This is a genomic window from Paractinoplanes globisporus DSM 43857, from assembly GCF_000379645.1.
Classification (GTDB): domain Bacteria; phylum Actinomycetota; class Actinomycetes; order Mycobacteriales; family Micromonosporaceae; genus Actinoplanes; species Actinoplanes globisporus.
The window spans coordinates 1,294,765-1,308,726 of sequence record NZ_KB903294.1 but is presented as its reverse complement, the minus strand read 5'-3'; the positions used below and the strand labels follow the sequence as shown (position 1 = coordinate 1,308,726).

10 protein-coding genes and 1 tRNA gene are annotated in these 13,962 nt (G+C 71.1%); 4 read left to right on the top strand and 7 right to left on the bottom strand.

What is annotated here, in order from left to right; genetic code table 11:
* Position 1: 1 nt before the first annotated feature.
* From A3CQ_RS0105740 to A3CQ_RS0105720, 5 genes are all read right to left on the bottom strand, one after another.
* Positions 2–2,224 (bottom strand): transglutaminase TgpA family protein, encoded by a 2,223-nt coding sequence (locus A3CQ_RS0105740; protein ID WP_051115140.1) that lies wholly within the window; start codon positions 2,222–2,224, stop codon positions 2–4.
* On the bottom strand, positions 2,218–3,363 hold the full coding sequence (locus A3CQ_RS0105735) for a DUF58 domain-containing protein (protein ID WP_026205360.1): 1,146 nt from the start codon (positions 3,361–3,363) through the stop codon (positions 2,218–2,220). The genes A3CQ_RS0105740 and A3CQ_RS0105735 overlap by 7 nt, the downstream gene beginning before the upstream one ends.
* Before the next feature lie 224 nt (positions 3,364–3,587).
* Positions 3,588–4,580: an AAA family ATPase gene (locus A3CQ_RS0105730; RefSeq protein WP_020509960.1), complete on the bottom strand. Its 993-nt coding sequence runs from the start codon at positions 4,578–4,580 to the stop codon at positions 3,588–3,590.
* 12 nt (positions 4,581–4,592) lie between these two features.
* Positions 4,593–7,268, bottom strand: coding sequence for a fibronectin type III domain-containing protein (locus A3CQ_RS0105725; protein WP_157295437.1), 2,676 nt, complete (start codon positions 7,266–7,268; stop codon positions 4,593–4,595).
* Between the two features lie 75 nt (positions 7,269–7,343).
* On the bottom strand, positions 7,344–8,576 hold the full coding sequence (locus A3CQ_RS0105720) for a fibronectin type III domain-containing protein (protein WP_157295336.1): 1,233 nt from the start codon (positions 8,574–8,576) through the stop codon (positions 7,344–7,346).
* Positions 8,577–8,766: 190 nt separating this feature from the next.
* Here A3CQ_RS0105720 and A3CQ_RS0105715 point away from each other — a divergent pair.
* The 4 genes from A3CQ_RS0105715 (at position 8,767) to A3CQ_RS60550 (ending at position 11,167) form a co-directional block, all read left to right on the top strand.
* Positions 8,767–8,851, top strand: a tRNA-Leu gene (locus tag A3CQ_RS0105715).
* Between the two features lie 117 nt (positions 8,852–8,968).
* Positions 8,969–9,454: a hypothetical protein gene (locus A3CQ_RS58780; protein ID WP_211216458.1), complete on the top strand. Its 486-nt coding sequence runs from the start codon at positions 8,969–8,971 to the stop codon at positions 9,452–9,454.
* On the top strand, positions 9,447–10,481 hold the full coding sequence (locus tag A3CQ_RS0105705) for a tyrosine-type recombinase/integrase (RefSeq protein WP_026205357.1): 1,035 nt from the start codon (positions 9,447–9,449) through the stop codon (positions 10,479–10,481). Before A3CQ_RS58780 ends, A3CQ_RS0105705 begins: the two co-directional genes overlap by 8 nt.
* A gap of 263 nt (positions 10,482–10,744) precedes the next feature.
* Positions 10,745–11,167 carry a hypothetical protein gene (locus A3CQ_RS60550; RefSeq protein ID WP_157295334.1) on the top strand — a complete coding sequence of 141 codons (423 nt, stop codon included), beginning with the start codon at positions 10,745–10,747 and terminating at the stop codon, positions 11,165–11,167.
* A 15-nt stretch (positions 11,168–11,182) separates the two neighbouring features.
* Here the strand turns inward: A3CQ_RS60550 and A3CQ_RS0105700 are convergent, their stop codons facing one another.
* A complete protein-coding gene (locus A3CQ_RS0105700) occupies positions 11,183–12,982 on the bottom strand; it encodes a tetratricopeptide repeat protein (RefSeq protein WP_169516258.1) in 1,800 nt (599 codons plus the stop codon).
* Positions 12,983–13,089: 107 nt separating this feature from the next.
* A complete protein-coding gene (locus A3CQ_RS61610; RefSeq protein WP_020509956.1) occupies positions 13,090–13,917 on the bottom strand; it encodes a hypothetical protein in 828 nt (275 codons plus the stop codon).
* Between the last annotated feature and the right edge of the window lie 45 nt (positions 13,918–13,962).

Sequence of the window (13,962 nt, the reverse complement as noted above, 5' to 3'; positions counted from 1 at the left end):
ACTAAAGAGGGCGGCGCCAGCGGAGCGGCCCAGGGTGCAGGCTCCACCAGACACGTCGCCACCAGGAGCGCCGGGCCCGCAGCGCGGTCGCATAGGCGACGGCCTGCGAGCCCGCCCGATCGGCCTGGGCGTCGTCGGCCGCCCCCGGCGCGAAGCCGACGGTGTTGATCCCGGCGACCAGCTCATCGAGCGGCGGGAGCGGAGCCGCCTCGGACGCGGGCGCGGCGCGGCGAATGCGTACGGCTGAAGGCTCTTTTGCGTATGCCGCCGCCTCGGTAGCCGCGAGATGGGCGGGCAGCGGCCGCCCCGAAAGCCGTAACGCATCCCGCAATTCCGCCCAGGCCCCACCGATCCGCTCGTCCGGAGTGCCGACGGTCAACCGCCGCCGGCTCAGCCCTCGCCGCATCACCACCAGCGCCAGCGCCAACCCCGCCAGCAGCAGCACCACCGATCCGGAGGCCCCGCCGGCGATCACCGCCGCTCCCGGCCCGCCATCGGTCGCAGCGGCCAGGGCCGCCGGCGGCGCCGACGATGACGACGTGTCCGCCGACGTGGGCGGCTCCGACGGCGGCGTCGGCGGCTTGGTCGGCTTGGGCGTGAAGTCCTCCTCGACCGGCCGCGGGTTCTTGCTCTTGGGCATCGGGTCGAACGCCACCCACCCCAGATCGTTGAAGAGCACCTCCGGCCACGCGATCGCGTTCCCCGCCGTGACCGCGCCACCGCCGGCCGGCGCATCGAACCCGACCACCACCCGGCTCGGCAGCCCGGTGAGCCGCGCCAGCAGCGCGAACGAGGCCGCGAACTGCTCCGACGTGCCGACCTGCCCGCCTTGCGCCCGAGGCCCGAACAGAAAGAAATCCAGATTCGGGTACGCGTGACCACTCGGCGCGTCGGCGACCTTCCGATAGTGCTCGGCCAGGAACTCCTCGATCGCGGTCGCCCGGTCGAAGGCGGCGCCGTTCCCGTCGGCCAGCTGGTCGGCGAGCCGCTGGATCCGCTCGGGCACCCCCGGGCCGACCGCGAGGAAGCGGGCCACCGCGTTCCCGGAGGGCACGTCCGCGGCCGGCAGCAGGTTCACGTCCGGCGTCTGCACCTCGGAGACCACCGAGTACCGCAGCCCCGTCGAGAGCTGCTCGGGCCGGATCAGGGTGCCCGTCGCCGCGTCGAAGGCGATCCGCGCCCCCGTGATCTCCGTGGGCGTCGGAACGACCGGAAGCAGCCGGCCGGTCAAACCATCGATCACAATTTCCTGGCGTACGTCCGCAGTGGTCGCATCCGGAAGCCGCGGCAGCTGCGGGAGCACCCGCCCGGCGTTGCGATAGGTCGCACCGACCCGCCAGGTGATCCCGTCGTAGTCGGGCAGCACGGCCAGCCGAAGCCGCACGGTCCTGCTCTTCGCCCCGGTCGGCGACACCTCGAAGAGCCGCTGCTCCGGGCTGAGCGCCCATCCCGAGATCCGGTTGAGCGGGCTCTCGTCGAGGCTGTCCACCTGCGGCGGCTGCACATACCGCCGCGGATCGACCGGCGACGCCGAGACCTGCCCGCCGACCCAGGGCCCGACCGCCGCCCCCAGCGCGATCACCGCGACCAGTCCCGCCGCCGCGCCCGCCATCGCCCGTCCGCGCAGCTTGGCCGAGACCTCGGGCACCTCGGCGTGTGCCGGCCGAGCGCTGGTCGCCAGCGCCACGATCGCCAGCCCCGCGAACGCCGGCGTCGTCCAACCCGCCGCCGAGGCGTTCGGACCGACCACATAGAGCGCTCCCGCGTAGAGCGCCACCACCGGCAGCAGCCCGAGCAGCACCCGCCGCGCCCGCACCGCCACCTCGGCCGCGGCCAGCCCCGCGAGCCAGGCCGCGATCACCGGCACCACCACCGTGTCCGGCGCCGGCTGCACCGGGATCATCGCGGTCAGCAGTCGCGGAATCCCGTTGACCAGTGAATCCCGCGCGATCTGCGAGAGCGGACCGGTCACGTCGGCCTGGCCTGCGGCCAATTTCAAACCCACGATGGTGTACGCCCCGAGCACCGTCGCCGACAGCGGAGCAACCGTCCAGTTGGGCAGGCGTCGCATGCCCACGCTCAGCCCCACCGACCCGATCGCGGCCCCCGCGACGAGCCGGACGAGCAGCGGATCCGCGTAGATCCGCCCGAGCACCACCCCCGCCAGCGTGATCATCCCGGCCAGCGCGGCGCCCACGACGAGCGCCCGCACCCACCTCACCATCCGCGGACTCCGTCCCAGGCGGCCGCGAATTCCTGGCCGTTCTCCGCCTCGATCACGATGAGCCCGTCACCGGCCGAGAACGGCGCCGCGTCCCGGTCGCCGAAGAGCCCCGCGAGCACCGCCGGATAGGGACCGCGCAGCGCGCTGACCGCCCCGAGATCGTTCCGCCCGCCCGGACCGGTGAGGAAGACGAGCGTGTCGCCGAGCCGCTGGGCCCGCAGCCGGCGCAGCGTCGCCGCCAGGTCGCCGTCCCGCAGGGTCGCCTCGGTGAGCACGTCCAGATAGGGCCCGGTGGCCACGGTCGACACCAGGTGCAGCCCGACCGGCAGGTCCTCCCGCACCGCGGCGGCCACGATCGACGCGGCCGCCTCGCACGCCGCCTCGAACGACTCGGCCACCCCGTCCCGGCGTACCGGATGAGCAATGGCCCGATCATCGAGCAGCACCACGATCGTCGGCTCGGAGGTGTCGAGCTGTTCGCGCACCATGAGCTCGCCCACCTTGGCCGAGCTCCGCCAGTGCACCCGCCGCAGCTCGTCGCCGACCACGTACTCCCGCAGCGAGTCGAAGGTGATCGTGCCGTGCGGCACCTTGTCGATCCGCCCGTCGAGGCTCCGCGAGATCCCGGCCGGCACGGCCCGCAGCAGGTGAATTCGCGGATGCACCCAGACCGAGGCCGTCTCCCCATAGGTGCGCGCCAGCGTGATCAGCCCTAACGGATCCCCGCGCGTGACCCGCAGCGGCCCGATCGCCACGACCCCACGCCGGCTGGTCGGCACCGGATACTCGACGGTCGTGTCCCGCCCCGGCCGCAGCCGCAGCAGCGGAACCGGCACCGACGCCCCGCCACACCGGTCACCGGCGATCAGGTTGGCCGCCCGCAGCCGACTCGTGTTCCGCACGGTGAGCGTCATCCGCGCCGGCTCGCCCCTCGCCACCCGATCGGGATCGGCGACCCGCTCGACCCCGAGCCGCGGCCGCCACAGCGCGAACGCCACCCCGCAAACGAGCGCGACCGCCGCGATGGCCCCGAGCAGTGCCAGATCGGGATACCCGAACCGGAACCCGGCGACCAGCAGCACAACCGCCCCGGCCAGAAGCCCGACCCCGCGCGCCGTGATCCCGCGCAGCCCTCGCAAACGCGCGCCAACCCCCGGCCCGCGCCCGCCGAGCCATCGCCACCGCCCGCCCAGCCTCGGCCGCGTTGCGATCGGGCCCGGCCCGGATTGTTCCGGGCGCGCCGGAGCCGGGCCGCTGCCGGGCGGCGGAGCGCTGCCGTCCGGCAGCGGCGGCTCGGCGGCAACCCTGACGGGAACGCCGTGGTGCTCGGCGCCGGCCCCGGGCGGGACGCCGTGGTGCTCGGTCACGCCCCGGCCGGGACGCGCTGGGCGTCCGGCAGCGGCACCGGCACCGACCGGACCGCGTCGTCGAGGACCTCGGCCGCCGTGACCCCGCGCAGCTGCGCGTCGGCCGAGAGCAGCACGCGGTGCGCGAAGACCGGCCCGATCAGCTCCTTCAGGTCCTCCGGCAGCACGTACCCGCGGCCCTGGATCAGGGCGAACGCACAAGCCGCCCTCGTCAGAGCGATCACTCCACGAGGGCTGACTCCCACCCGTACCTGCGGATGGTTTCTTGTCGCCGCGGCGAGCCGGACGGCGTACCCGTAAAGAGGATCGGCGATGTGGACGTGCATGGCCATCCGCACCATCTCGCCGATGACCGCCGTGTCGGTGACCGGCTCGAGCGCGTCGGGGGAGCGCATCGCGGCCCCGCGCAGCACCTCGATCTCCACCTCCTCGCTCGGGTAGCCGACCGACAGCTTCACCAGGAACCGGTCGAGCTGCGCCTCGGGCAGCCGGTACGTGCCGTCCATCTCGACCGGGTTCTGCGTGGCGACCACCAGGAACGGCTGCGGCACCGGGTGCGGCACGCCGTCCACCGTGACCCGCCGCTCCTCCATGACCTCCAGCAGCGCCGACTGCGTCTTCGGCGAGGCGCGGTTGATCTCGTCGGCGATCACGATGTTCGCGAAGACCGGGCCCGGGTGGAACTCGAAGCCGCGGCTCGCCTGGTTGAAGATGGTCACGCCGGACACGTCGGACGGCAGCAGGTCGGGCGTGAACTGGATGCGCCGCCACTGGCCCTGGACGGACGCGGCCAGCGCCCGGGCCAGCGTCGTCTTGCCCACGCCGGGCACGTCCTCGAGGAGGACGTGCCCCTGCGCGAACAGCGCGGTGAGCGCGAGCCGCACCACCTCGGGCTTGCCCAGCACCACCGTGCCGATCCGCTCGGCGAGCTGCGCCGCCACCTGGGCGAAGCCCTGGATGTGCTGCGGCGGAAGGGGTTCGGTGCGCACGGGGACAGTTCCTCAGCAGGTCGGAAGGTCGTTGATGTCGTCCCCGCCGTCGAGGTTCAGCCACGCCCACGGGATGTAGTTCTTACCGCTGTAGTTGACCTGGACCCACCAGGTGCTGCGCTTGTCGTTGTTGTAGATGTACGCGTACACCTCGTCGCCGGTCTTCTTGCAGTACGCGGTCAGCTTCGTCCCCGGCTTGGCCCAGCCGACCTGCCTGTTGTTGTCCTGCTGGGTGATGCTGAAGATCTCGTTGCCGTTCCGGGCGTTGGGCACGTCCCGGTCGCAGTACGTCGCGGTGTCGCCGTTCTGGCCGTTGTTGCAGGTGGCGGTGCCGGAGAGGTTGTCGGTCTTGTTGTTGGAGGAGGCGGTGGCGGTGCCGGCCGCGTTCTTGGCGGTGACCGTGAACGTGTAGTCCGTACCGGCCGTCAGCTTGCTCACCGACAGCGAACCGCAGCTGCCCGACGCCGACCCGGCGCCGGACGCGGCCAGCGAGCAGGCCGCGGTGCCGCCGCCCGCGTCGACCGTGAACGAGACGGTGGCCGAGGTGGCGGCCGGGCTGACCCCCGTGATCGTCACCTTGGGCACCGAGAGGGTCTTGGCGGTGGCCGTCCCGGGCTGGCTTGCGCCGGCCTCGTTGACCGCCGTCACCTGGACCGCGACGGTGGCGCCGTTCTCGAATCCGGTCAGCGTCACGGCGGTGCCGTCGGTGACCTCGGTGCTCTTGCCGCCGGCGGCCACGACGTACTTCGTGATGGGCCGCCCGTTGTCGGCCGGGGCCTGCCAGGCGACTTGGATCGCGCCGGCCTTGTCGCCCACGGTCGCCGCCTCGACGCCCTCGGGCCGGCCCGGCATCGTGAACGGCACGACGCTTCCGCTCACGGGCGACGCCTTCGACCCGGCGCCGCGCTCGTTCACCGACACGACCGTGAACGCGTACTGCTTGCCGTACTCGAGCTGGCCCGCCGGAATCGTCAGCGACGTCTCGGTGGCGTCGCCGACCGGGGCGCTGCCGCCCTCGGAGATCGCGGTCACCGTGTACCGCTTGATCGCCAGCCCCTGACCGTTCGCGGCCGGCCAGGTCACCACGACCGTGCCGTCCGGCTTGGCCTCGGCGGTGACCGCGGTCGGCGCGTCCGGCACCTCGGAGGTCGGTTTCACCGTGTTGCTCGTCCGGGAGGGGCCGTCGCCCTTCTTGTTCACCGCGTGCACGACGAACTGGTACGCCTGGCCGTTGACCAGGCCGGTCACGGTCAGCGACCGCTGGTCGGCGCCGACCTGGAACGTCTTGCCCGCGCCCTGCACCACGTACCGCGTGATGGTCGCGCCGTTGTCGGAGGCCGCCTGCCAGGTCACCCGGGCCTCGGCGTTGCCGGCCGCGGCCCGCACGTTGCGCGGGGCGCCCGGCTTGGACACCAGGGGCTTCTTCGGCTTCGGCGGGGGAGGGGTCTGCTCCGGCGGCGTCTTGGGCGGGGTGCCGCCGAGCACGTCGTCCGCGTACTTGTCGACGGTGCGCACGCCGTGCGCGTCGTCGACGACCCGGGCCGTCGACGAGCCCGGCGCGTTGATGAACAGGTAGCCCTCGCGGACGTCAAGCTCCAGCGGACCGCCCGGCCTCTTGAACGGGATGTCCTTCTGCGGCTTGCCGGCCGAGTCGAAGACGTGCACGGTCTCGCCGGCCGCGTCGGCCACGTAGAAGAAGCCCTGCCAGGCCACGGCCGGCTGCAGGTCGTCGCTGGTGCCCGGTACCGCGAAATCGGTGCGCAGGCCCTGGTCACCGACCACGTAGACGTGCCGCGAGTCGGTCACCGTGACCGGCACGGACCGGCCGTCGGTGCGCGCCGGCATCGCGCCCGGCCCGGCCAGCGGCAGCGTCACGCTGGTCGCCTTGGCGTCACCGTGGATGGTGGCCAGCGCGTTCGTCGTGCGGTCGAGCACCGCCACGCCGTCGTCCAAGGTGGACAACGCGAGGTCGTGGCTGCTCGCGGCCACGGCTTCCGTCCGTACGACATGGGGGGTTGCGTCTTTTTGTGGTGCGCCGGACGACAACGGCGCCGGGGAAATCGCCGTCACCGTGCCCTCGCTCGGCGCGGCGATCCACAGACGACCCTTGCCGTCGAAGACCCCGCCCGTGATGCCCGGCGGGAACCGCATCTCGTCACCGATCGGCCCGAGCGTGACCGGATCGAGCTGCTGCACCTTGCCCTGCACGGTGTCGATCACGAACGCGGAGTCGTTCTCCAGCGCCACGCGCACGCCCAGCCCCGGCGAGGCGTTGGAGTCGCTCCAGAACTGCTTGAGGGTCGTCAGGTCCATCGAGCCCAGCCGGCCGGTGTTCACATCCCGCAGGATCACGAACCGGTCGGTCTGGCTGATCTCGAGCTGATGGCCGCGCGCGTCCGGCACGGTCACCCGGGTGTCGACCTTGGCGGTCACCCCGTTGATCCGGGCGACCTCGCTCTTGGACTTGCTGAACACCCAGGACGCCGCGTCGAAACTGGCCACGGCCTGATCGGCCGAACCCAGCCCGAGCACGGTGAGCCCGAGCCCACCCGCGAGTGCGACGACGGTCCCCATCGTGACGAGGTAGCCGCGACTGCGCCACCGACGTCGTGGCGCCGCGCTGTCTGCGCTGGTCACAAGCCGCAATCCCTTCCTTTGACGGACCCCCTCCGCAAGGACGCAGGCCATCATAGGGGGACGGGGGTGACCATCGATACCCGGAAGTCACGGTTGTGGATAACTCCGGTCGCCCAGAGTGATCAACTAGTTGGTCGACGTAGGCCGGTTCGTGCAGGCCTGCTGCGAGGTGGCGAACTTGTTGTTGCGGTACACCGCGACCACCGCGAAGCAGTAGTTCAAGGACGGATTCAGCGCACCGATCTCATAGGACGTCTGCCCAGGTCCGAGCGTGCTCACGGGCTTCAGTTGCTCACCCGGATGCGCCATCGCGACGAGGAACGAGACGCTCCCGTTGGCCGGGTCCTTCCAGGTCAGACGAATGCGCGAGCCGTTGTCCTGCAACGTGACGCCGGTCGGCGGCGATCCACCGAGAGTTGGCACATCCGAGTCGCCTTTGTCACTCGACCGATTGGCGAGCACGAAAACCAGAGCCGACACGGCGATGACCGCCGCCAATACCGCGGCGATCGCCGCAAAGATTCCCAGGGACCGCTTCTGCACCGGTTGCGCATTTTGGGCGTACGTCGGGGGAGGCGCATTCCATTGCTGCGGCGGCTGTTGCTGGGGCCAGGCCAGGGCCGGTTCGTGCCAGTTTTGCTGAGGCTGTCTCTGCTGAGGTTGAGGCTGTGTCTGGTGCGGCTGTGTCTGGTGCGGCTGTGGAGGCGCGGCCTCATACGGACGGTAGGCCGGCGCGGCGGCCTGCTCCTGAGCCGGCGCCGGCCAGACCTGCTGGTTGACGTCGTTCGGCGGCTGGACCAGATCGGCCGGGGGCGCGACGACCGGAAGTGTGGTGGTCGGCTCTTCCTCCGCGACGGCGCCGCTGCTCTGAAAAACCGGCCGCGCCGGCGGCGTGCTGATCGGCCGCGTGGCTTCCTCCGCCGGCGCTCCCGCTTCCTGCCCGAGGTAGGCCCGCGCCCGAGCGACCGCCGGATGTGCGGCCCCCAGAGTGGCCGGCCCCAGCTCAGCAACCCGGCTGAACGCCTTGCGCGCCTCGTGCCGATTCCCCAGCTCCTCGGCGACCACCCCGATGTCATGCGAGATCTCAAGCATCAGCGAATCGGAGTCCCCAAGTCGCCACAACCCAGCCCCGTACGCATCCTCCAGCACCCGCCGAGCCGCCACCGGATCGTCGTCCTTCTGCAACATCTGCCCAAGAAGGTAGGCAGTGCGCAAAACGTCCGGGTCATCCTCAGTAAGGTTGATTTTCCCCAGCTCAACGGCCCGCTCCAGCAGCCCGATGGCCCCCGCGAGATCGCCGCTCGAAGCAAGCGCCTGAGCCCGCTGCCGAGCCGGAAGAAGAGGGGAGGGTTGCGACACGCCCGCCATGCTGCCCGGTACACCCCGTTCACGCCAGACATGAGCGTTTCTTTGCCCCAGAATGTCCCCACCCCCACCCTCCCTGCAACCCCCCACGGAGGCCGTGTACAGTTCTTCCCTGTGCGGCCCGCCGGGCTGCCGATACTCGGTGGGAAACCCCGGTTCGGCCTCGGTAGGCTTGTCGGTGCAGGTCCGGGTGGCGGAATGGCAGACGCGCTAGCTTGAGGTGCTAGTGCCCTTTATCGGGCGTGGGGGTTCAAGTCCCCCTCCGGACACAAATCTGTAGCATTCGTGCGTCAAACGACGTATCCGTGGTCAGGCGCGCTTGACCACCCAAATCGGTCTCCTGCGGCATCGTCAAAACCGGTCAGTCTCGACTGGCGGTGGTTGCCGTGACCGAGCGTTCCGTACCTCCTGTTGTGCCGCCGTTGGTCCTCGCCGACCGGAGCGTGCGGCTGCCTCGGAACTCGATCGCGCCGTTGTCAGCGCGGCCTCCAATGCCGCTCATGGCGTTGGCTGAAAAACGTGCTGGGTCTGCGGTCTACGGACTCAGCACGCTCGATGCGGGCGGGCGAGTCGCTAATCGGGTGATCATGGTTGCGCTGGGGTGGGTACCCGGCGGGCGACTTGACATCCGCGTGAGCCGGGGCCTGATCGCCATCTTCAAGGACGCCCGAGGGGTATTTCGGGTCACCACGCAAAGTTTCCTTCACCTCCCCGTTGCGGCTCGCCGATGGTGCGACCTTTCCCCGGGCGACCGCGTGCTGCTCGCCGCCTATCCTCAGGGCGGCTTGCTGATTGTGCATCCGCCAGCTGCCTTAGATGCGGTGGTCGACCGAGTCCACGCCGACGCGCTCGGTGTGGATGCGAATGGCTGAATCGATGATCGACCAGGCCGGGCTGGAGGCGGCCCGGCTGCTGCTCGAGCGGATGGGCATTTCGCCGCTCGATCTCGTCGCGGGCGCCTCAGCACGCCCGGCGGCGCCGACCTTCGCTGAATACGTTCCGGTAGTAGCTGCCTCGATCTCCGCTGGCCTTCTCAGGGCCTATGGAACGTACTGGGATCGGGTCGTCGAGCGGTGGGGTGCTCGCCCCATTGATCAGGTCAGTCCGTCGGACATTCGCGCGCTGATTGTCGACATCAAGGCGAACCGGGTGCAGCGCCGCAATGGTCGGGGCGGGCGCAGTGCGGAGGAGCACACGATTGCCGCGCTGCGTTGCCTGTACCGGCGGGCTACGGCGGACGGGTTCATGAGTGAGTCCGACAACCCCGCGTTGAAGGTCCCGAAACCCAAGCGGCTTCCGAGCACCCGCCGGGCGCTGCCGGACGGCCGGCTGGCGGAGATCAATGAGGTGGCGACGACCAGTGGCGACGATCCGGCGCTGGACGGCTTGTTGATCCGTTTGCATGGGGAGACAGCGTGCCGGCGAGGCGGGGCGCTGGCGTTGCGCCCGATGGATCTCGACGCTGACCAGTGCTTGATTCTGCTGCGGGAGAAGGGCGGGGCGTTCAGGTGGCAGCCGGTGTCGCCGACGTTGATGACGCATCTTCAGGCGCATGCTGCTGAGCGCGGCGCTCCGCCGAGTGGTCAGCTGTTGCGGTATCGGAACCGTCAGCCGATCACCCGGCGCCGCTACGACCATCTCTGGGAACGGATCGGGGCTCGGCTGCCGTGGGTGGCTGCGCAGCAGATCAGCGCCCATTGGTTGCGCCACACCACGCTGACGTGGGTCGAGCGCAACTTCGGTTACGCGGTGGCCCGTGCCTACGCAGGGCATGCGGAGAACACTGGCGGCGACGTCGGTGCCACGGCGGGGTATGTGCGGGCGAGTATGACCGAGCTGGCGGATGCGGTGTCCGCATTGACGAATGAACCCCATCCGCTCGCGTCGGTTCGGGGATAGCGACAAAGACGGCTGGGCCTGCTTGCAGTCTGGGGCGGGTCCAGCCGTTCGTTCACGAGGACTGGCCTGCCGGGTCGCACCAGAAACGGCGCGGCTGGAGCATCGCGGGAATCCACAGTCGGCGGCACAGCAAGATCTCGATTCGGTAGACGAGCACCCTCGGGGCAACTGCGGCGACCGGCGCCAACCCTGATCAGCAGAACTCTCGCTGATCCATGGGTCGTGCCTGGCGTCGTCGCCCGGCCGCGACCCGCGTCGAGGCTGTGGTCGACGCCGGCCCGGTCGGCGCCGTGCCGGGAGAAGCCACGGGCCGGCTTGTCGAGGACCTCGGCGATGCGCGCGAGCACCGCGGGGCTGTAGACGAGTTCGACGTGCCAGGTGGTCAGGAATCCGATGGCCATGTCGACGGTGGCCAGGCGACCGCGATGCCGGGTGTGGCCGATGACGGTGACGGTCTGGTAGCCCATGCCTTCGTGGCCGTCCGGCACGTACACCGTGGCCCCGCCGGGGAACAGCGCGGTGCCGAGTCGTCGCTGGCGGCCGCCGGGCCCGTACGGCCGTTCGGCCACGACCTTGGCGACGATGCACCAGATCGGCCGGACGCCCGCCGCGGCCGGCTCCGCCACATCACCCATGGTTGCAGCCGCTTCGCCGGGCTTCGTCGATGTCCGGGTGTACGCCGGTAGCGGGGTGTCCGGTCTTCATGGGTCGGCCCGCGCGCCGTTGTCACCTCGGTCGTCCGTGACTGCGTGGTCCGCCGGGCGGGTGGACGTGCCGGCGGGGGTGGTGTCGGCGGATGGCTCGTTGGGGTGTTGCTGGTCGGGGGAGGTGTCGGGTGAAGAGCTGTAGGTGCGGCGGATGGCTTCGAGTTCGGCGGTGATGTGGTGTATCGGGTTGGTCGGCTGGCGGTAGACGTTGCGGGCGGTGAGGTCGTAGCAGCCGGCTTGTCGGACCGTGAGTCGTCGACCGTTGGTGAGCAGCAGTGTCGGTGCGCGTATCGGGACCGGGCCGTGGGTGTTGTCGGGGTTGTCGTCGACGACCTGGGTGACCTGGTCCCAGCGCACGAGCGCTTTCCACAATGGTCCGTCCAGGATCAGCCCTTCCCGGGTGGCGATCGCTTTCATGGCGGTGACGCGGATGCTGGCGTACAGCAGGAGCAGCGCGAGCAGCCCAAAGCCGATCGTTGAGGCGGTCTGCGGGCGGCTCGTAACGGCGATGACCGCCGCCAGCGCGGCCCAGGCGCCGTACGCGGCGCACAGGACGTTGTTGCGGTGCCGGTTCTGGTAGACCGCCAGGGGTTGCCGCAGCTGCGCTTGTCGCTGTTTGCGTTGCTGTTGTTCGGCGTCGCCGGCGTGCCAGGCGGTGTGCAGCGAGCGGCGGGTCTCGGCGGGCCAGGCCCGCATCTCGCGCAGGACGTCGCGGACCTGCCGACGCCAGTCGTGCAGGAACTGCCGGTCGCCCGGGTCGTCGAGGCCGTGGCCGAGCATCTCGGCCATCATGCAGGTCCACAGGATCGGCCCGGCCACGACAGCCAGGACAGGCGGCACCAGCGGGCCGCCCGCGGCGTACCTGCCGAGCAGCCCGAGGACCGCCGTGATCACGGCGAGTCCGGTGTGCAGGCAACGGCGGACCAGCGGGGGCGCCAGGCGCAGCGCCCGCCAGGGCAGCCGGCCGGCGGGCAGCAGGATGCGCAGCACGAACCCGGCGGTGCCCGCGCAGGTCACCGCCGCCACCACCCGCGCGGCCACCGCGGCCGGCGGAGAATCCAGGGCCGCGGCGACCAGGCCGAGGACCGCGGAGAGGGCCGCGGCGGCGCAGAGCCACCAGCGCGGCGCGGCGACGACCCGCCGGATCGGCCAGAGCAGCCCGATCAGGTCCGGGTCCGCCGGCCGGTCGCGGGCGATCTCCGCGAGGGCCCGTATCGATCGGCGGACGACGCCGCGGTCGGCGTCGAGCATGGCCAGCATCCGCCGCCCCCGGGTATTGGCCGGGTCGATGGCCAGGGCCCGCCGGGCCGCCGCACCGGCGGCGTCGAGGTTCCCAGCGATCCGTTCGATCTGGGCGAGTGTCAGCAGGGCCGGCGCCGAACGGGGGGCCAGGCGCAGCGCTTCGCGGGCCGCCGCGCGGGCCTGGTCGAGGCGGTCGTCGTCCACGAACGCCTCGGCGAGCACGTGATGCCGGTCGGCCAGGTGCCGGCCGAGGCGAACGGCTTCGGTCGCCGCGAGGACCGCGTCGGCGCCACGGTGGATACCGATCAGAACCCAGGCACGCTGCGCGTGGGCGTCGCCGTGCGCAGGCGCGCAGGCCACGGCCGCGTCGCAGGCGGCCAGCGCGTCGAGGAAACGGTCTTGACGGTGCAGCAGGTAGCCGAGCATGGTCAGCAGCCCGGCGTTGTCCGGCGCCGCGCCCAGCGCGCCACGCACGGTCTGTTCCGCCTCGGCGTACCGGCCGACCTCGGCCAGGTCCTCGGCGCGCTGCCAGTCGGCATCGATGTCATTCACCAACAGCGTTGCTCCTTGACGTGGGCGTTGACCGCAATGCAACGGCGCCTGCGGTGACCTCCCGCCGTGCCGGTGGCCGCCGAGTCTGGGCGATCCGGCCGCCGGGGTCAGCCATCGAGGCTCCGGGAGAGGGTGATGATGCTGGTTGTCAACGCGCTGATATAGGCGTGGATGCGCCAGGACGTGGCCACCACGATGCCGAGCCGGGCGGCCATGACCCGGCGGGTGACCACGGTCGAGGTGTCGAACGTCCACACGATGGTGGTGGCGAACAGGTGCCCGATGACACCGCGGACGATGTCACGGGTCAGCAGGATGAGGTCACCGGCGGCCTTCGTGATGACCGCGTTCGCTTCGGCGATCTCGGCGCACCCGATCAGCCCCTCGACGTTGCGCGCCATCAACGCCAGATAAGAGCGCACGTCCAGCCGGTCCCGCCGCGGCACATCACGGTCCAGGCACTCCTGCAGGAAGACGGCGAGCTGCGCCAGATCGATACCGATCGCATGCCAGCTCGCCGCCTGCGCAGCGACCACGTCCGGTGCGCCGGTGAGGTCGTCGAGCATCCGGCGCAGCGGCTCGACGCAGGTCATCGCGTACCGCAGCCCACCGGCCCGCAACGCCGCCGTCAGCTCATCGACCGGCGCGGCGAACTCCGCCACCGGCGCGGCATCGGCCAGGTGCGGCTCGACCCATTCCCGGTCACGGACTCGGGTGATCACGGAATCCATGCACCCACGCAGCGAATCCGACGGTCCCTCAATGACCGGCGTCCCGTCCCGGGTCTCTACCTCACCGTCCCGGCGGATCACCTCCTTGAGCTCCCGGACCCCGCTGGCGACCGCCCGCAGGTCGTCGGCCGCGAACCGCAGCGACTCCTCGCCGAAGGCCAGTAGCTCCTGATGGCGGGTATGCCGATCAGCCAGGCCGGTCAAGACCCCACCGCACAACGGCCCGAACGCCGCCTGATCCTGTCCGAT